The sequence below is a fragment of the Arthrobacter sp. TJ-178 genome, from assembly GCF_058269275.1.
In genome coordinates this window covers 116,391-134,459 of record NZ_JBZCNK010000002.1, presented here as the reverse complement: position 1 = coordinate 134,459, position 18,069 = coordinate 116,391, and the positions used below count along the sequence as shown (strand labels likewise).

Below are 18,069 nucleotides of genomic sequence, written 5' to 3'. Positions count from 1 at the left end.
CGGGAGGACTGGAGTCCAAATGGCGAATTACACCGCTGCTGATATCAAGGCTCTGCGCGAGCGCACCGGCGCCGGCATGATGGATGTGAAGAAGGCTCTCGACGAGGCCAACGGCGACGCCGAGAAGGCCATGGAGCTCATCCGCATCAAGGGCCTGAAGGGCGCCACCAAGCGCGAAGGCCGTTCCACTGCCGAGGGCCTGGTTGCTGCCAAGGTCATCGACGGCACCGTGGGCGTTATGGTCGAGCTCAACTGCGAAACCGACTTCGTTGCCAAGTCCGCCAAGTTCATTGAACTGGCTGACAAGGTCCTGGCCGCTGCTGTTGAGTCTGCTGCTGCCGACGCTGAAACACTGCTGGCCTACAACGTAGACGGCAAGCCGCTGTCCGAGGTTGTCATCGAAGAAGGTGCAATCCTCGGCGAGAAGGTTGTTGTCCGCCGCGTAGCGCGCATCGAAGGCAAGACCGTCGACGCCTACCTGCACAAGACCTCCAAGGACCTGCCGGCCCAGGTTGGCGTTCTGTTTGCCGTTGACGGCGACAGCGAAGAAGCCAAGACCGCTGCACACGACATTGCCGTGCACACCGCTGCTTACGCTCCCACCTACCTGACGCGCGACGAAGTTCCCGCCGAAACCGTAGAGAACGAGCGCCGCATCGCTGACGAGACGGCACGCGCCGAGGGCAAGCCCGAAGCCGCGCTGAACAAGATCGTCGAAGGCCGCCTGACCGGTTTCTTCAAGGAAATCGTCCTGCTGGACCAGCCGTTCGCCAAGGACGCCAAGAAGACTGTGGCGAAGGTTCTCGAAGAGGCCGGAACCACACCGTCCGGTTTCGCCCGTTTCCGCGTAGGCGCCTAGCCTCCAAGGCTCTGGATCCGGCGGATACGTCATCATGAACACGAGGGGCAGCCACCAAGGTGGCCGCCCCTTTTGTTTGCCCAAAACCGCTATTTCACCTCTGAGAACATCTTTTCCTATGCCCCGGGAGGCACCATGGCCCACGTCCTGAAAGACACCGATTTGACGCGACGCCGCGTTCTGCTCAAGCTCTCCGGAGAGGTTTTCGGCGGCGGAAAGCTCGGCGTCGACCCTGACACTGTGCGTGCCGTAGCCAAGCAGATTGCCGCAACGGTCGGTGAAGTGGAAGTGGCCATTGTTGTGGGCGGCGGAAACTTCTTCCGCGGCGCTGAACTTTCGCAGAGCGGCATGGACCGCTCCCGCGCAGATTACATGGGCATGCTCGGCACCGTCATGAATTGCCTGGCACTGCAGGACTTCCTGGAGCAGGCAGGCGTTGAAACCCGCGTCCAGAGCGCCATCACCATGGGCCAGGTGGCTGAGGCCTACATCCCGCGGCGCGCCATCCGGCACCTCGAGAAGGGCCGCGTCGTGATCTTCGGCGCCGGCGCCGGCCTGCCGTACTTCTCCACGGACACCGTTGCTGCCCAGCGTGCCCTGGAAGTGCACGCAGACGAGGTCCTCATGGCCAAGAGCGGCGTCGACGGCGTCTACACCGCCGACCCCAACAAGGATCCCAGCGCCACGCGCCTCGAGACCCTGACCTACGACGACGCTCTGCGCCAGGACATCCGCGTGATGGACCAGACGGCCATGACCATGTGCAAGGACAATGACCTGAACATGGTTGTCTTCGGCATGGAGGGCGAAGGCAACGTCACCCGCGCCATCCGCGGCGAGAAGATCGGCACCATCGTTTCGAACTAGCGGACCGACGCCGGTCCCTCAGGGTCCTGAGTGTCCCTGGGGGACCTGGAGCGGCGCGCGGACCTAAGCCCGTTCCGGAGCTGCTTGGCGTGTCGTTAGGGGACCGGGAGCGGCGCGGCCGAAGGGGCCTGGAGGAAGGCGGCTTTATTGTTCCGGAGGCCGCCCGCGGCCGAGGGGACATCGTTGCCGCCGGTCCAGGTCCCGCAGGCCCCGCCCCCTCCGCCTCGCAGGCTCGGTGCAGGGAACCTAAGACCCTTTTGCGCCAGAGGGTCTCCCCTCCGCCTCGCAGGCTCGGTGCAGGGAACCCTGACCCTTTTGGCTTAGGATGAATAGAGAGCCCGGCCACCAGCGCGTGGACACTTTTTGGATGTTAGGAGACACCATGATCGACGAAACCTTGAAAGAGGCCACCGACAAAATGGACAAGGCGGTGGAGGTAGCCAAGGAGGATTTTTCAACGATCCGCACCGGCCGTGCCACGCCCGCTTTGTTCTCCAAGGTCCTGGTGGACTACTACGGTTCTCCCACGCAGCTGCAGCAGCTGGCTTCCTTTGCGACGCCGGATGCCCGCACCCTGCTGATCACCCCGTACGACGTTTCAGCCCTTCGCGCCATTGAGCGTGCGCTGAGCGACTCCGAGGTGGGAGCAAACCCCTCCAACGACGGCAAGGTCATCCGGGTTGTCATGCCCGAGCTGACGCAGGACCGCCGCAAGGAGTACGTCAAGATCGTCAAGACCAAGGGCGAAGACGCCAAGGTCTCGGTCCGCAACATCCGCCGCAAGGCCAAGGATGCCCTGGACCGCCTGGTCAAGGACGGCGAGATTGGTGAGGACGACGGCAACCGGGCCGAAAAGGACCTGGATGCCCTGACCAAGGCCCACACCGACTCCATCGATGATCTGCTCAAGCGCAAGGAAGCCGAGCTGCTCGAGGTCTGATGAGCAACGACCAGCCTCCAAACAGGGCTGGCGGTGCGTCCCTTGAGACTTACCCGGCAGCAAAGGCCATGGACATGAGTGCTACCGACGGAACCGGATCTCCCAAACGGGCGAAGGCCTCCAAGCGTGCAACCGCGCTGACGGGGGCAGCTGCGAAACCGCCGAAGCCCCCGGCCAAACCCTCCAAAGCAGGCCGCAACCTGCCGGCCGCCATCGCCGTCGGGGTCATCCTGCTCGGTGCGCTCCTGGCAGGACTGCTGTTCTTCCCGTTCGCCATCGTGGCCATTGCCACGGTGTTTGCCGGCGTCGGCGTCTGGGAAGTCAGCCGCGCATTGGCGGTGCGCGGCATCAAGGTGCCGATGGCGCCGGTGCTGGCGGGAACCGTGGCCCTGCCGCTGGCCGCGTATTTCGGCGGCAGCGAGTCGCTGGCTTTCGCACTGGTGGCGACGGTGGTGGCGGTCCTCCTGTGGAGAACCATCGACTCGGCGGAGGACGCCGTGCGCAGCATCATGGCCGGCATCTTTGTGGTGCTGTGGGTTCCCTTCCTGCTCAGCTTTGCCATGCTCCTGCTGGGGGAGCCGGGCGGCCAGGTCCGCGTGGCCGTCCTGCTGCTTCTGGTGGTTTCAAATGACACCTTCGGTTATCTGGTGGGCGCACTCTTCGGCAAACATCCAATGGCACCCAAGATCAGCCCCAAGAAATCCTGGGAGGGATTTGCGGGTTCGGCGGCGGGAGCCACGGTTGTCGGCATTGTTGCGTCCTTGGTCTTCCTGGACCAGCCGTGGTGGTTTGGTCTTGTCCTGGCTGTTGCCACGGTCTCCGCAGCCACTGCCGGAGACTTCTCCGAATCCATGATCAAGCGCGAGCTTGGCGTCAAGGATATGTCCAACCTGCTGCCCGGCCACGGCGGCATCATGGACAGGCTGGACTCGATAGTCTTTGCCTCTCCCGTGGTCTTCATGATCTCGGTTCTGCTGGTCCCCGGCGCCTAGCCGGAACCGGACGGGCACCAACGTAAGATGACCACAGGTTTTTCATCAGTCTCGGCAAGCGGCATGACCTTCGGAGGAACAGCAGAACATGGACGAAGCCCGGCAGGCCGATGCCCCTTTTGAGCGCGTGGGGCGCAGGGAGTACGGGTACAACACCCGGCAGGTTGATGAATTCCTGACCCGGGCCCGGAGCGGCTACGACGCGGGGGGCGCGGATGCCGAGATCATTTCCAGCCGGGACATCCGGTCCGTAGCGTTCGATCCGGCCAAGGGCGGATACGAGCCCCAGGCCGTGGACGCAGCGCTGGACCGGCTTGAAGATGAATTCACCCAGCGTGAGCGGGACCAGCTGGTCCAGGTCAAGGGCGAGGAATCATGGTTGCTGCAGATCGGGCGAATCTCCTCGGTTCTCCGCGGCCGTTTGCACCGCAAGCCCGGGGAGCGGTTCCGCCGTCCCGGCAAGCGCAACGTGCCCAGCTACAACGTTGATGATGTTGATGCGCTGTGTACCGAGCTGCTGGGCTACTTTGAAAATGACCAGCCGCTGAGCGTGGATGCGGTTCGCCGGGCCGTCTTCCGGGAGGCCAAGGGCCAGGAGGGATACGAGGAAACACAGGTGGACGCGTTCCTGGACCGCGTGGTGGAAGTGATGGCTTCGGTCGATTAAGGCCGGCCTTTAGCGCCGCCGTTCGGGCGTGTGCAGCCGGGCCAGGGTCTTGGCAGCTCCGGCCGGAGCGAGGCCGGGCCGCAGCAGGGAAAGCCCCACGGTCACCGCAAACGCAGCCGGCACGGTCCACGCGGCCGGCTGTTCCAGCCACACGGGAATCGCCCGTCCGGCCGCCGCCAGCGTGCCGCCGGCCACCATTGAGCCTCCGCACAGCACAGCCCCGGTCACCATCCCGGCCACCGCGCCCGGAGAAGTCAGCCCCCGCCACCAGATTCCCAGCAACAGCAGCGGGCACAGAGTGGAGGCCGTAAAGGCAAACACCATGCCCACGCTTCCGGCCAGGGCCTGCGAGCTGGTCAGCAGCGCCAGCCCCAGCGGCACGACGGCGGCCAGCACGGCACAGAACCGGAACCCCCGGACACTGCCGCGGAACAATTCCTGGCTCAGCACGCCGGCCAGGGACACCACCAGGCCGCAGGTGGTGGACAGGAACGCGGCAAAAGCACCGGCCGTCACGAGCGCCGAAAGCAGGTCCCCGGCAGCGCCGTCGAACACCCGTCCCGGCAGCAGCAATACGGTGGTATCCGCGCCTCCCGCCGCCAGCTCCGGTGTGTAAATACGCCCCAGCACCCCGTAAATAGTGGGAAAAATGTAAAACAGGGAGAGCAGACCGAGCACAATCAGGGTGGTCCGCCGGGCCGAGGCTCCGTCCGGGTTCGTGTAGAAGCGCACGAGTACATGGGGCAGGCCCAGGGTGCCGAACAGCAGCGCAATGGTCAGCGAAATGTTCCGGTACAGGGAAGCGTGAGCCTGGGGATCCAGGGCCGCGGCAAGCGCTGATCCGCCGCTGCTCCAGGGCAGCCCGGCGTCGGAGATCCGGAAAAGGACAAACAGCACGGGCACGGCGATGGCCGCCAGTTTCAGCCAGTACTGGAACGCCTGCACAAAAGTGATGGAGCGCATGCCTCCGGTCATGACGCTGAGGCAGACAATCACCACCACCGCCACGGAACCGGTCCAGCCGGGAAGTCCGGTGGTGGTGCGGATGGTCAGCGCGGCGCCGTGCAGCTGCGGCACTATGTACAGCCAGCCGACGGCGATAACCAGCAGGCTCGTGACCCGGCGGGCCAGCAGTGACTCCAGCCGGGCCTGGGCAAAATCCGGAATGGTGTACGCCCCGGACCGGCGCAGCGGAGCAGCCACGAAGAGCAGGAGCATCAAATAACCGGCCGTGTAGCCGATCGGAAACCACAGGGCATCGACACCGGACACCAGAATCAGTCCGGCCACTCCCAGGAAGCTCGCGGCGGACAGGTATTCTCCGCCGATGGCCGAGGCGTTCCACCAGGGCCGGACCGTCCGGGACGCCACATAGAAGTCCCCGGTGGTCCGGGAAATGCGCAGCCCGTACACACCGATCAGCAACGTGGCCGCACTGACCGCTGCAAGGGCGGCGAAGCCGGCGGCCGGATTCATCTGTGCACCCCGGTCTGCTCAGGCATCATCGACCAGGTCCAGGAACCGCTGTTCATTGCGGGCAGCGCTGCGGATATACAGCGCCCCGCAGACGATCACCAGCGGATATACCCCGGCGCCCAGCAGGAACCAGGGCATCGGAATGCTGAACAGCGTCAGATCGGCGATCACCGGCAGGAATGCCAGGAGTACCGGCACGCCCAGCAGAATCAGCAGGAAACCGCCGGCAACCACCAGGGCCAGCCGCAGCTGGGAGCGGATCAGCGAACCGATGAACAGTTCACCCACTTCGGTCTGTTCATCAAGTTCCCGCGACACCGTGTAGGGGGCGGAAGGTACGGGCACGCTGCGCGGGGCGGTGACCCGCACGCGCCGCGGCTGCCCGGCCCCCGCGGGAGCATCGCTGCTCATGTGCGGGTCCGGACCCGGCTGGCTGAAAGGGTGCTCCGGACCCGGGGCAGGTGGCGCCTGCTGACCGGCAGTTCCGCCGCACCGACGCTGATGCTTGCGCGGCCGCCCACCATCCGCACCTGACGGATATGGGCCCGGGACACCAGGTAGGAGCGGTGGATGCGGATAAAACCCGCTTCAGCCCACTGCTCTTCCAGCTCGGCCAGCGGCACACGGATCAGGTAGGAAGCGTCCTGCGTGTGCAGGCGGGCATAGTCGCCCTGTGCCTGCACGTAGCGGATATCCTCGCGGCGGATGATGCGCGTGGTGCCGCCCTGGACCACAGTAACGACGTCGTCATCCCCGGTCGCCGCCTCCGCCGCCTGATCGCAGATCCGCCGCACGGATTCAGCCAGGCGCTCCGGCCGGACCGGTTTGAGCAGGTAGTCCACGGCGGCAAGGTCGAACGCCGCCAGTGCCTGCTCCTCGTCCGCAGTCACGAACACCAGGACCGGGGGACGGTCTCCACTGCCCAGGGCACCAGCGAGCTCCAAGCCGGACATCCCCGGCATATGGATGTCCAGGAAGACGGCATCCACCGGGTGGTCGCGCACCAGTGCCAGCGCCTGCGCCCCGCTGGAGGCCCGGTGGATCTCGCCGATCCGGGCATCCCGGCCGAGCAGGAACGCCAGCTCATTGACGGCGGGCAGCTCGTCATCAGCCACCACCACGCTCAGGTGCCGGGGAACGGATTTTCCGGGTACGGACATGTGCAACACGCTACAAGACTCAGGCCCGGTGGCCCGGCTGCGACTTGGGTATGCGCATGGTGATGAGGGTTCCGGCTCCCGGAGCGGTGTCAATCACCAGGCCGTGGTCCTCGCCGTAGACCTGGCGCAGCCGGACATCCACGTTCCGCAGGCCCACGTGATCGCCGTCGGCGTGTCCGGCCAAAACCGACCGGAGGTAATCGGGATCCATCCCCACCCCGTTGTCCTCGATGGTGATCACCGCGGAAGAACCTGCGTCGGCGGCCGTGATTGTGATGTGGCCCTCGCCGTCGTCCGCTTCCAGGCCGTGACGCACCGAGTTTTCCACCAGCGGCTGCAGGGACAGGAACGGGATGACGGTTCCCAGGACTTCCGGGCCGATCTGCAGGCTGATCTTGAGGCGGTCCCCAAAGCGTGCCCGTTCCAGCAGCAGATAGCGGTTGATCGCTTCCAGCTCCTCGGCCACGGTGGTGAAGTTGCCGCTGCGGCGGAAGGAATAGCGGGTGAAATCGGCGAATTCCACCACCAGCTCGCGGGCCCGCACCGGATCCGTGGTGATGTAGGAGGCGATCGCGTTGAGCGAGTTGTAGATGAAGTGCGGGCTGATTTGGGCCCGCAGTGCACGGACCTCAGCCTCCATCAACAGCGTCCGCGAGGTGTCCAGCTCTGCCAGTTCCATCTGGCCGGACACCCAGCCGGCAACGTCGTTGACGGCACGCACCAGACCGGCACTGACGGAGGGAGTAAAGACGGCGAGCGTCCCCACCGTTTTGCGGTTCACCTGCAGCGGGCACACCAGCAGGTGCCGGCCGCCGTCGTCGTCGAACCCCAGGGACCGCAGTGAGGCACCGCGGAAAACCCGGGTCCGGCCGCTGTTGAGCACCGTGCGCGCAGCCGCCAGCAGCCTGGCCCGGGACGCTGCTGTGTCCGGGAGCGAACCTTCCCAGGCCAGGACGGCTGCCGCGTCCGCCAGCACCAGGGTGTCGCAGCCCAGCAGTGCGCGCAGATGGCGGGATGCCTTGCCCGCACCCGAAACGGTCAGCCCGGTGCGCAGGTGCCGGGACGCAAGGGTGGCCGTATGCAGTGCGGCGTAGGCGGCGCGCTCCGAATCCGAGCCGAGGTCCCGCTGGGACCTGCTGAGCCGGTAGCCCAGGAAACCGATGACCGCCACGGTCAGGAGCGCGACAGAGCACACCACGGCAACATCGACGGCGGGGCTGAACATGCCCCCACCCTAGCCGCCGCCGGGGCAGCACCCGTTCCGACACTGCGCAGGCAGGCCCGGCGAACGGGGGGGGCGGGACCGTTCACCGCAGGGGAATGACCGCTCATCGAGGCACGGGCGGTGAAACTGGTTCGGCGGTGCCTGGCAGGGGACAGTGATGGGGATCACTATTTGTGCATAATGCCCGGACCCGCTGCTGATCGCTGCCGGTTCGGGAGAGCCCGCGGCCGATGTGCCCAACTCAAGGAGGAGCGATGGCAAGAAAACAAGTCCCGCGATCAGGCGCCCACGCGGCGGCGGTCGATTTCACGCAGGTCCAGAAATCTCCCGAGCTGCAGGAGCTGCGAAAGCGGCAGCGCAGCTTCATTTTCCCGATGGCAGTACTTTTCCTGCTCTGGTACTTCGCGTACGTCCTGCTGGCCGACTACGCCCACGAGTTCATGTCCACCCCGGTCTGGGGGAACATCAACGTTGGCCTCATCCTGGGGTTGCTGCAGTTTGTCACCACCTTCGCCATCACCATGGGGTACGTCAGCTACGCCAACCGCCGGATGGATCCCATTGCCGCGGACCTGCGCGAAAAACTTGAAGCCAAGGGCGTCCGGCGTCCGGAGGAGGCCAAATGAATCCCCTGAACATTACGGCGAACCTCACATCGGCGGATACCCCCGTTTCCGCCGACGCCGTCCGGGAAACCGGCTGGCTGAACATGCTCATTTTCGGCCTCTTCGTGGCCGTGACGCTGATCGTTGTGCTGCGGGCCAGCCGCAACAATAAGACCGCGGCTGACTACTACGCCGCCGGCCGGTCCTTCACCGGACCGCAGAACGGAACGGCCATTGCCGGTGACTACCTCTCGGCGGCGTCGTTCCTGGGCATCGTGGGCGCCATCGCCATCAACGGATATGACGGCTTCCTGTACTCCATCGGCTTCCTCGTGGCCTGGCTGGTGGCACTGCTGCTGGTGGCGGAAATGCTGCGCAACACGGGCAAGTTCACCATGGCCGATGTGCTGTCCTTCCGCCTGAAGCAGCGCCCGGTCCGCATCGCCGCGGCCATCACCACCCTGGCCGTCTGCTTTTTCTACCTGCTGGCCCAGATGGCCGGAGCCGGCGGACTCGTCTCCCTGCTGATGGGCATCGACTCGAAGATCGGCCAATCCCTGGTGATCACCGTCGTCGGCGCCCTGATGATCATTTACGTACTGATCGGCGGCATGAAGGGCACCACCTGGGTGCAGATCATCAAGGCCTGCCTGCTCATTGCCGGTGCCGGAGTCATGACCGTCTGGGTCCTGGCCCAGAACGGCTTCAACCTCTCCGAACTGCTCGGTGCGGCGGTGGAAACCTCCGGCAACCCGGATATCCTGAACCCCGGCCTGGCCTACGGCAAGACCGGAACCACCCGCCTGGACTTCGTATCCCTGGGCATGGCCCTGGTGCTGGGCACCGCAGCCCTGCCGCACGTGCTGATGCGCTTCTACACGGTGCCTACGGCCAAGGAAGCCCGCCGCTCCGTGGTCTGGGCCATCTGGCTGATCGGCATCTTCTACCTCTTCACCCTGGTTCTGGGCTACGGCGCTGCCGCGCTGATCCCCGCGGAGACCATCACATCCGCCCCCGGCGGCGTGAACTCGGCAGCTCCGCTGCTGGCCTTTGCGCTGGGCGGGCCGGTGCTGCTGGGCCTGATATCCGCGGTGGCATTCGCAACCATCCTGGCTGTGGTGGCCGGTCTGACCATCACGGCTGCGGCATCCTTTGCGCATGACATCTATGCCAACGTGATCCGCAAGGGCAAGGTGGACCCCGACGGCGAGGTCAAGGTCGCCCGCCGCACGGTGCTGGTAATCGGCGTGATTTCCATTCTCGGCGGCATCGGTGCGCAGGGTCAGAACGTGGCCTTCCTGGTGGCCCTGGCCTTCGCGGTTGCCGCCAGTGCCAACCTGCCCACCATCCTGTACTCGCTGTACTGGCGCCGCTTCAACACCCAGGGCGCCATCTGGAGCATGTACGGCGGCCTGATCTCGGCGATTCTGCTGATCATCCTCTCGCCGGTGTTCTCCGGGGCCGAGACGTCCATGGTCTCGGGGATCGACATCTCGGTCTTCCCGCTGAACAACCCGGGCCTGGTCTCCATCCCGCTGGCCTTCCTGCTGGGCTGGCTCGGCACCGTCCTGGGCAAGGACGACGAGTCCCCGCAGAAGCAGGCGGAGATGGAAGTCCGGTCCCTGACCGGTGTCGGCGCGGAAAAGGCTGTGGACCACTAGCCTTCCGCGCATCTTCCCGGACCAACACCCGGTTCCCCGCTTCGGCAGGGGGCCGGGTGTTTGCGTTGGCGGGGCTTTTGCGGGCGGGGCGGAAGCCTTTGGCGCCGGCGAGGCGGCGTCCTGGGAGTCAGTCTTCGGCGTCGCCGCGTTCGAGCAGGGGAGTGACCCGGAACGGAATGAGCTCGCCCATGGCCAGATTGGTATCGCAGCGTTCGACGCCGGGCACCGCGAGAATAGCCTTGTTGATCCGAAACAGGTCCTCGGCGTCAACGGCGGCCACGCGCAGGAGGATGTCCGCGTCGCCGGTCAGGCCGTGGGCCTCCACTACTTCCGGGATGCCGGCCAGCTGGGCGGTGATGGCGGCCAGCTGTTGCTGCTGCACGTGCACATGGACAAAAGCCATCAGCGGATAACCCAGCGCGGCCGGGCTGATCCTGCGTTCGAAGGACAAGAACACTGCCTTCTTTTCCAGCTGCGCCAACCTGGCCTGGACCGTGTTGCGGGAGATTCCCAGGGCGGTGGCCAGAGCTACGACCGTGCGCCGCGGATCCCGGGCCATGGCAAGGAGCAGGCGGGTGTCGGTACTGTCCAGAGGCATAGTGCGAAAGATTAGCACGGCCGAAAGGCGACCCGTAGAGCATAATGCGCAGCGAATCCGGAAACGGTTGTGCCGCCTGATAAGTGTGAGTAGTGTCACAGTTATCCGGGCAACGTCGCCCGGGCATCGGTTCGGTCCCGCCACCCCTGGGGCCCAACACGGAAGGATGCGTACCGACGTGTCTCTGCATACTCCTGTTCGAATTTCCCATGACGGCGCTACCGCTGCCGGCCCCTACGTCCAGCTGATCCGTCCCGACGGTTCCCGGGCATCCTCCGACTACGACCACTGGGTCTCCGATGTTGATGCAGACCAGCTGCGTGCCCTCTACGAAGACATGGTGGTCATCCGCCGGATCGACACCGAGGCCACCGCACTGCAGCGCCAGGGTGAGCTGGGCCTCTGGCCGCCGCTCCTGGGCCAGGAAGCCGCCCAGATCGGCTCCGCCCGCACCCTGCGGGCCAGCGACTTCGTGTTCGGCAGCTACCGTGAAAACGGGGTTGCCTGGTGCCGCGGCGTGGACCCGGAGTCCCTGATGCGCATGTGGCGGGGCAACGCCGCCGCCGGCTGGGATCCGTTCACCGTCAACATGGCCCCCACCCAAGTCATCATCGGCGCCCAGGCGCTGCACGCGGCAGGTTACGGCATGGGTGTGGTTGCCGACGGAACGGACGACGCCGTCATCACCTACTTCGGCGACGGTGCCACCAGCCAGGGCGACGTGAATGAGGCGATGGTCTTCGCGGCCAGCTTCCATGCGCCCGTTGTCTTCTTCTGCTCCAACAACCAGTGGGCCATTTCAGAGCCGGTGGGCCTGCAGGCACAGGTGCCCATCGCCAACCGCGCCCCGGGCTTCGGCATTCCCTCCGTCCGGGTGGACGGCAACGACGTCCTCGCCGTCATGGCCGTCACCCGCGAGGCCCTGGAACGGGCACGCAGCGGGGGAGGGCCCAGCTTCATCGAGGCCGTGACCTACCGGATGGGTCCGCACACCACCGCGGATGATCCCACCCGCTACCGCGACGCCGCGGAACTGGAGGAATGGCGGGCCAAGGATCCGATCAGCCGGGTGGAAGCCCTGCTGCGGTCCGAGGGGCTGTTCACCGATGGGTTTGCGGAATCGGTGGCCGCCCACGCCAACGCTGTGGCCGCTGAACTGCGCCAGGCCTGCATCGGCATGGCACCGCCCGTGGCAATGGAACTCTTTGCGCACGTCTACGCCGAACCCAACTCCTGGCTGGAGAACCAGCAGGAGGAATACGCCCGCTACCTCGCCGTGTACGGCACGGAAGACGACGGCGGCACTGACCAGGCTGCGGCCCACACGAAGGGAGAGCGCGCATGAGCACCATGACTTTTGGCCGTGCCATCAACGCCGGGCTCCGCGCCGCCATGGACGCCGACCCCAAGGTCGTCCTGATGGGGGAGGACATCGGCACCCTCGGCGGCGTCTTCCGCATCACCGACGGGCTGAAGAAGGATTTCGGCGGACACCGGGTCATCGATACCCCGCTGGCCGAATCCGGCATCATGGGCACCGCAGTCGGGCTGGCCTTCCGCGGTTACCGTCCGGTGGTGGAAATCCAGTTCGACGGGTTCATCTACCCGGCCTTTGACCAGATTGTCTGCCAGGTGGCCAAGATGCACTACCGCACCCGCGGTGCCGTCAACATGCCGCTGACCATCCGCGTGCCCTTCGGCGGCGGCATCGGTTCACCTGAGCACCACTCGGAGTCTCCGGAAGCATATTTCACCCACACCTCCGGACTGCGCGTGGTCAGCGTATCCAACCCGCAGGATGCGTACACCATGATCCAGCAGGCCATCAGCAGCAACGACCCGGTGCTGTTCTTTGAGCCCAAGCGCCGCTATCACGTCAAGGGCGAAGTTAATGAGGACCTTGACGGCGCGCTGCCGCTGGGCTCCGCACGCGTGGTCACCGAAGGCACCGACGTGACCCTTGTGACCTACGGTCCGCTGGTCATGACCGCCGTTGACGCGGCCGTGGCCGCCTCGGATGAGGGCGTTTCCGTGGAAGTCATTGACCTGCGGTCCCTGTCACCGGTGGATTTCGCCACGGTGGAAGCCTCCGTCCGGAAGACGGGCCGGCTCGTCATCACCCATGAGGCCGGAAAATCCGGCGGCGTGGGCGCCGAAATCTCCGCCAGCATCACCGAGCGTTGCTTCGACTTCCTCGAGCATGCACCCGTTCGGGTCACCGGCTTTGATGTTCCGTACCCGTCTTCCAAGCTCGAGCACCACCACCTGCCGGATCTGGACCGGATCCTCGACGGCGTGGACCGGGCCCTGCGCCGCCCCAACTCGCTCAGTGCCCGGGATGCCGCCGGCGAAGCGCGCGCCATCCTGGAAGGAGCCGGTCTGTGATCAAGGAATTCCGCCTCCCGGACCTGGGCGAAGGACTCACCGAGTCCGAGATCGTCAGCTGGCATGTGGCAGTAGGGGACAAGGTCACCCTGAACCAGGTCATTGCCGACGTGGAAACGGCCAAGGCCGTGGTGGAACTGCCCTCACCCTACGCAGGAACCGTGGCGCTGCTGCATGAGCAGGCCGGATCCGTGGTGGAAGTCGGCGCTCCCATCGTGTCCTTCGACATCGGCGGCGGGGATGAGGGAGGACTGGCCGAGGGCGTTGTGCGGGCAGATCTGTCCGGTTCGGAACCGCTGAAGCGCACCCCCAACCTTGTCGGCTACGGGGCAGTTCCCGAGAAGACCGGCCGGCCGGCGCGGCGCCGTTGGCTGACCGGGGTGTCACCGCAGGCTGCCGCCACGGCGGTGGAACCGGCTGCCCCGGCGCCGCCTGCCCCCGCAGCGCCGGTTCGGCCCGTCGAACCGGTCCTTCCGCAGGAAGCCGCTGCGCCGCGGCGGGAGCGCCCCCGTTCGTCTCCGCCGGTGCGCAAGCTCGCCCGGGATCTCGGGGTGGATTTGGCAAACCTGGACGGAACGGGACCGGACGGCCTGATTGTCCGTTCCGATGTGTCCCGGGCCGCCGAAAACCTGGCAGATGGCACGGGCGAGGCAGCTGTGCAGCAGCCGCCGGAGGCCGGCACCCCGTCCTCGCCGCCGCCGTCGCCCGCCGTTTCCCCGGGTGTCCGGGAGGAACGGATCCCGATCGCCGGAATGCGCAAGCACACCGCCGCGGCCATGGTTGCCAGTGCCTTCACGGCACCGCACGTGACCGTTTTCCTGACTGTGGACGTCACGGCTTCGATGGAACTGCTGGCGCGCCTTCGCGGCCACAAGGCGTACGACGGCGTGAAGCTGACGCCGCTGACGCTGGCCGCCAAGGCTGTCTGCCTGGCGCTGGGACGGCATCCGTCGCTGAATTCGCGCTGGGACGAGGCCGCACGGGAAATCGTGCAGTACCGCTATGTGAACCTGGGCATTGCCGCAGCGACACCGCGGGGCCTCATGGTTCCCAATGTGAAGGACGCGCAGTCCCTGGGCCTGCGTGCCCTGGCCGACGCCGTGGGCAATCTGGCGCAGACCGCCCGTGCCGGCAAGACCACCCCGGCGGACCTGTCCGGCGGAACCTTCTCAATCTCCAACGTGGGGGTGTTCGGCATCGATGCCGGAACGCCCATCCTCAATCCGGGAGAGGCCGGCATCCTGGCACTCGGCGCGGTGCGGGAACAGCCGTGGGTCCATGAAGGGGCGCTCGCGGTGCGGTCGGTCATGACCCTCAGCCTGTCCTTCGACCACCGGCTGGTCGACGGCGAGCAGGGTGCACGTTTCCTCAACGACGTGGGGACGGTGCTGGCGGATCCCGCCATGGCCCTGACCCTGATGTAGCAGTTCCTGACGACAGAACCCGCCGCCCCAACTTCGGGACGGCGGGTTCTGTGCGTGCCGAACCAGTTCAGCTCACGTTGAGGTGCAGTGTCGGAGGTGCGGTGTCGGGTTGGTGCCCGTCACCGCCGTCGAATGACGCAGTGATGCCGCTATCCCCGCCACCAAGCGGCATCGTCTCGACACTGGATGCGGGTAAGCGGCCGTATCTCGACACTCGGCGCAGGGAAGCGCCGGATTAGTTCAGTTCAAGTTCAAGTTCCCGCACAACGGCGCCGCGGGCGTTGGCGAAGCCCTGCGCCTCACCCACCACCTTGAAGCCGTACTTCTCCAGGATGGCGATGGAACCGGCGTTGTCCGCGACGGCCCGGGCGCGGATGGGGCGCTCGTCGAACTCCTGCAGGAACTGGCCAACGGCGGCCGTGGTGATGCCCTGGCCCCACCGCTCGGTGTCGATCCAGTAGCTGATCTCCGGGATGCCGCCTTCACGGTAGGCCATGATGCCGCCAACCACGTCACCGTCGGCCACAATGGTGCGGACAGTGACGGTGGGATCGTTGAGGATGTTCTGCCAATGGTGATCGAAGACACCGCGGTCAGAGGGATTCTTGGCGGCAAAGCCAACCATATGGTTGGCGCTTGGATCCAACTGATGGGAAAAGAATTCATCCAGGTCGGCGGGAACTACGGCACGAAGCTCAATCACAGCAGGTCTTTCTGCTCGAGGGGTTTGATTCAGGGTACTAGGCATTCAGGGCGGCCCATGCCATGGTTTCGAGCAGCGACCGCAGCCGTGCCGTGTCCCGGGCCAACATTTTTCCGTTCAGCGTATGCGAGGTCGAATTGATCAATCCGAAGACGGCCTGGGCGCGGTCCCGCAGCAGGGGCGGAGCCGAACCGGGATGCAAAGCGGAGAGGGCATCAACCCATACTTCCACGTACTGGCGCTGGAGCTGCCGTACGGTGCGTTTGTCCGGCGCCGGCAGGCTGTTCAAATCCCGGTCCTGGACCCGGATCACGTTCGCCTGGCGCAGGGCGAAGTCCACCTGGAATTCCACCAGCCTGCGCAGCGATTCCTCGGGGGTGCAAGACTCGGCGGCTACGGCTTTTCCGCCGTCGAGCAGGTCCTCGCTCACGCCAACCAACAGGGCCGTCAGTACCCCGGGCTTGCCGCTGAAGTGGCGGTACACGGCAGGGCCGCTGACGCCGGCGGCTGCCCCGAGCTCTTCAATGGACACGCCGTTGTAGCCGCGTTCGGCGAAGAGTGCTGCGGCGGCGTTGAGTATGGCCGTCCGGCGGGAGGCCTTGGCCAGGGTGCGCCCGGTGGGGGCGCCGGCGGAGCGCCCGGCGGGACTGGCGGGCGCTGCGGGCGTTTCCCGGTTCGGCCGGCTCGTCCCGTTAGCCGGGGCCGCGGGAAGCGCTTCTTCTGGAACTGCGTCCATGCCCGCCTTTCCGGCCGCTTCGGTTGAGGAACTGTTTCCATTGTGGTGGACAGCTGGGTTAATAACCAATAACCTGATTTGAGTTAGCCGTCATTAACCGGCGCTGGAGCTTCCGGCAAATGTGCCGAGCAGCTGTCCGCACTGAGCAGAGAGACGTCAATGGAGACCCTTGCAACCCGGCTCGACCCCGCCTCACCGGATTACGCCCGCAACGCCGTCGCGCAGGCTGAATTGGTGCAGGACCTGCGCAAGCGGCTGGAGCAGGCCGCGCTCGGGGGACCGGAGCGTTCCCGGGAACGCCACGCGGCCCGCGGAAAACTGCTGCCGCGCGAGCGCGTGGACCGGCTGCTGGACCCGGGCAGCCCGTTCCTGGAGATCTCCCCGCTGGCCGCGGACGGCATGTACGACGACGAGTGCCCCGGCGCCGGCCTGATCGCCGGCATCGGCCTGGTGCAGGGCCGGCACGTGATGGTGCTGTCCAACGACGCCACCGTCAAGGGCGGCACCTATTATCCGATGACCGTGAAGAAGCACCTGCGCGCCCAGGAAATTGCGTTGGAAAACCGTCTGCCGTGCATTTACCTGGTGGATTCCGGCGGCGCGTTCCTGCCCAAGCAGGATGATGTTTTTCCGGACCGGGACCACTTTGGCCGGATCTTCTACAACCAGGCCCAGATGTCCGCACGGAAGATCCCGCAGATTTCCGCCGTGCTGGGATCCTGCACCGCCGGCGGCGCCTACGTGCCGGCCATGAGCGATGAAACCGTCATCGTGCGCAACCAGGGGACCATCTTCCTGGGCGGACCGCCGCTGGTGAAGGCCGCCATCGGCGAGATTGTCACGGCCGAAGAACTCGGCGGCGGGGATTTGCACTCGCGCATCAGCGGCGTCACCGACCATCTGGCGGACAATGACGCCCACGCCCTGGAGATCGTGCGCACCATCGTGGAAACCCTGCCCGTGCATCCCCCGGCCTGGGAGATTCTGCCGACCCGGCCGCCGTCGCACTCCGAAGCCGAAATCTACGGGGCCGTGCCCGCGGACCTCCAGACCCCCTACGACGTTCGGGAGCTCATTGCCCGGCTGGTGGACGGCAGTGAATTCTCCGAATTCAAGAAGGAATACGGTGCCACCCTGGTCACCGGATTCGCCAGGCTCCATGGGCACCGCGTGGGCATCGTGGCCAACAACGGCGTCCTGTTCTCCGAATCAGCGCTCAAGGGCGCGCACTTCATTGAACTGTGCGACCAGCGCGGCATTCCGCTGATCTTCCTGCAGAACATTTCCGGCTTCATGGTTGGCCGGGACTACGAGGCCGGCGGCATCGCCAAGAACGGCGCCAAGATGGTCACCGCCGTCGCCACCTGCCGGGTTCCCAAGCTCACGGTCATTGTGGGCGGCTCCTTCGGCGCCGGGAACTATTCCATGTGCGGCCGCGCCTACAGCCCGCGCTTCCTCTGGATGTGGCCGGCGGCCCGGATTTCCGTAATGGGCGGCGCCCAGGCCTCCTCCGTCCTGGCCACCGTCAAGCGCGATCAGTTCGAAGCCCGCGGCGAGGAATGGGCCGCGGAGGACGAAGAAGCATTCAAGGCACCCATCCGCGAGACCTATGAAGCCCAGGGCAGCCCGTACTACTCCACGGCGCGGCTGTGGGACGACGGCGTCATCGACCCGGCGGACACGCGCACCGTCCTGGGCCTGGCCCTGGACGTCTGCGCCAACGCCCCGCTGCCGGAGACCTCCTTCGGCCTGTTCCGGATGTGAGGCAGAA

General features: G+C 66.0%; 18 protein-coding genes. 11 read left to right on the top strand and 7 right to left on the bottom strand.

The window, feature by feature from the left end; genetic code table 11:
- The first annotated feature begins 19 nt into the window (after positions 1 to 19).
- From tsf to AC4D2Q_RS06975, 5 genes are all read left to right on the top strand, one after another.
- A complete protein-coding gene (tsf, locus tag AC4D2Q_RS06995; RefSeq protein ID WP_490927286.1) occupies positions 20 to 859 on the top strand; it encodes a translation elongation factor Ts in 840 nt (279 codons plus the stop codon).
- A 135-nt stretch (positions 860 to 994) separates the two neighbouring features.
- The gene (gene pyrH, locus AC4D2Q_RS06990; RefSeq protein ID WP_400926088.1) at positions 995 to 1,726 is read left to right on the top strand and encodes a UMP kinase; all 732 of its coding nucleotides are present in this window, start codon (positions 995 to 997) and stop codon (positions 1,724 to 1,726) included.
- 382 nt (positions 1,727 to 2,108) lie between these two features.
- On the top strand, positions 2,109 to 2,666 hold the full coding sequence (gene frr, locus AC4D2Q_RS06985) for a ribosome recycling factor (protein WP_490927287.1): 558 nt from the start codon (positions 2,109 to 2,111) through the stop codon (positions 2,664 to 2,666).
- A gap of 74 nt (positions 2,667 to 2,740) precedes the next feature.
- Positions 2,741 to 3,658, top strand: a complete 918-nt coding sequence (locus AC4D2Q_RS06980) for a phosphatidate cytidylyltransferase (RefSeq protein ID WP_490945803.1) — start codon at positions 2,741 to 2,743, stop codon at positions 3,656 to 3,658.
- A gap of 88 nt (positions 3,659 to 3,746) precedes the next feature.
- A complete protein-coding gene (locus AC4D2Q_RS06975) occupies positions 3,747 to 4,325 on the top strand; it encodes a DivIVA domain-containing protein (protein WP_490945802.1) in 579 nt (192 codons plus the stop codon).
- Between the two features lie 9 nt (positions 4,326 to 4,334).
- On the opposite strand, the gene AC4D2Q_RS06970 is transcribed toward AC4D2Q_RS06975, so the two are convergent.
- The 4 genes from AC4D2Q_RS06970 to AC4D2Q_RS06955 are packed head-to-tail and all read right to left on the bottom strand — an operon-like array spanning position 4,335 to position 8,186.
- On the bottom strand, positions 4,335 to 5,801 hold the full coding sequence (locus AC4D2Q_RS06970) for a sodium/solute symporter (RefSeq protein ID WP_490945801.1): 1,467 nt from the start codon (positions 5,799 to 5,801) through the stop codon (positions 4,335 to 4,337).
- Positions 5,802 to 5,819: 18 nt separating this feature from the next.
- Positions 5,820 to 6,212, bottom strand: a complete 393-nt coding sequence (locus AC4D2Q_RS06965; RefSeq protein WP_490945800.1) for a DUF485 domain-containing protein — start codon at positions 6,210 to 6,212, stop codon at positions 5,820 to 5,822.
- Positions 6,209 to 6,961, bottom strand: a complete 753-nt coding sequence (locus AC4D2Q_RS06960; RefSeq protein ID WP_490945799.1) for a LytR/AlgR family response regulator transcription factor — start codon at positions 6,959 to 6,961, stop codon at positions 6,209 to 6,211. The genes AC4D2Q_RS06965 and AC4D2Q_RS06960 overlap by 4 nt, the downstream gene beginning before the upstream one ends.
- Positions 6,962 to 6,980: 19 nt before the next feature.
- Positions 6,981 to 8,186: a sensor histidine kinase gene (locus AC4D2Q_RS06955; protein ID WP_490945798.1), complete on the bottom strand. Its 1,206-nt coding sequence runs from the start codon at positions 8,184 to 8,186 to the stop codon at positions 6,981 to 6,983.
- A gap of 254 nt (positions 8,187 to 8,440) precedes the next feature.
- On the opposite strand from AC4D2Q_RS06955, the gene AC4D2Q_RS06950 reads away from it, so the two are divergent.
- Complete coding sequence (locus AC4D2Q_RS06950) at positions 8,441 to 8,812, top strand: DUF485 domain-containing protein (RefSeq protein WP_400926067.1); 372 nt, start codon at positions 8,441 to 8,443, stop codon at positions 8,810 to 8,812.
- Between the two features lie 83 nt (positions 8,813 to 8,895).
- Positions 8,896 to 10,452, top strand: a complete 1,557-nt coding sequence (locus AC4D2Q_RS06945) for a solute symporter family protein (RefSeq protein WP_490927443.1) — start codon at positions 8,896 to 8,898, stop codon at positions 10,450 to 10,452.
- Positions 10,453 to 10,579: 127 nt separating this feature from the next.
- Here the strand turns inward: AC4D2Q_RS06945 and AC4D2Q_RS06940 are convergent, their stop codons facing one another.
- Positions 10,580 to 11,050, bottom strand: a complete 471-nt coding sequence (locus tag AC4D2Q_RS06940; RefSeq protein ID WP_490927295.1) for an Lrp/AsnC family transcriptional regulator — start codon at positions 11,048 to 11,050, stop codon at positions 10,580 to 10,582.
- A 166-nt stretch (positions 11,051 to 11,216) separates the two neighbouring features.
- Between AC4D2Q_RS06940 and pdhA the strand changes: the two genes are divergently transcribed.
- The 3 genes from pdhA to AC4D2Q_RS06925 are packed head-to-tail and all read left to right on the top strand — an operon-like array spanning position 11,217 to position 14,859.
- Complete coding sequence (gene pdhA / locus AC4D2Q_RS06935) at positions 11,217 to 12,395, top strand: pyruvate dehydrogenase (acetyl-transferring) E1 component subunit alpha (RefSeq protein ID WP_490945797.1); 1,179 nt, start codon at positions 11,217 to 11,219, stop codon at positions 12,393 to 12,395.
- Positions 12,392 to 13,435 (top strand): alpha-ketoacid dehydrogenase subunit beta, encoded by a 1,044-nt coding sequence (locus AC4D2Q_RS06930; RefSeq protein ID WP_490945796.1) that lies wholly within the window; start codon positions 12,392 to 12,394, stop codon positions 13,433 to 13,435. Before pdhA ends, AC4D2Q_RS06930 begins: the two co-directional genes overlap by 4 nt.
- Positions 13,432 to 14,859: a dihydrolipoamide acetyltransferase family protein gene (locus tag AC4D2Q_RS06925; RefSeq protein WP_490945795.1), complete on the top strand. Its 1,428-nt coding sequence runs from the start codon at positions 13,432 to 13,434 to the stop codon at positions 14,857 to 14,859. Before AC4D2Q_RS06930 ends, AC4D2Q_RS06925 begins: the two co-directional genes overlap by 4 nt.
- 235 nt (positions 14,860 to 15,094) lie before the next feature.
- Here the strand turns inward: AC4D2Q_RS06925 and AC4D2Q_RS06920 are convergent, their stop codons facing one another.
- Both AC4D2Q_RS06920 and AC4D2Q_RS06915 read right to left on the bottom strand, forming a co-directional pair.
- On the bottom strand, positions 15,095 to 15,562 hold the full coding sequence (locus AC4D2Q_RS06920; protein WP_490927299.1) for a GNAT family N-acetyltransferase: 468 nt from the start codon (positions 15,560 to 15,562) through the stop codon (positions 15,095 to 15,097).
- A gap of 37 nt (positions 15,563 to 15,599) precedes the next feature.
- Positions 15,600 to 16,298 carry a TetR/AcrR family transcriptional regulator gene (locus AC4D2Q_RS06915; protein WP_490945794.1) on the bottom strand — a complete coding sequence of 233 codons (699 nt, stop codon included), beginning with the start codon at positions 16,296 to 16,298 and terminating at the stop codon, positions 15,600 to 15,602.
- Between the two features lie 159 nt (positions 16,299 to 16,457).
- On the opposite strand from AC4D2Q_RS06915, the gene AC4D2Q_RS06910 reads away from it, so the two are divergent.
- Positions 16,458 to 18,062: a carboxyl transferase domain-containing protein gene (locus tag AC4D2Q_RS06910; protein ID WP_490945793.1), complete on the top strand. Its 1,605-nt coding sequence runs from the start codon at positions 16,458 to 16,460 to the stop codon at positions 18,060 to 18,062.
- The last annotated feature ends 7 nt before the right edge of the window (positions 18,063 to 18,069 follow it).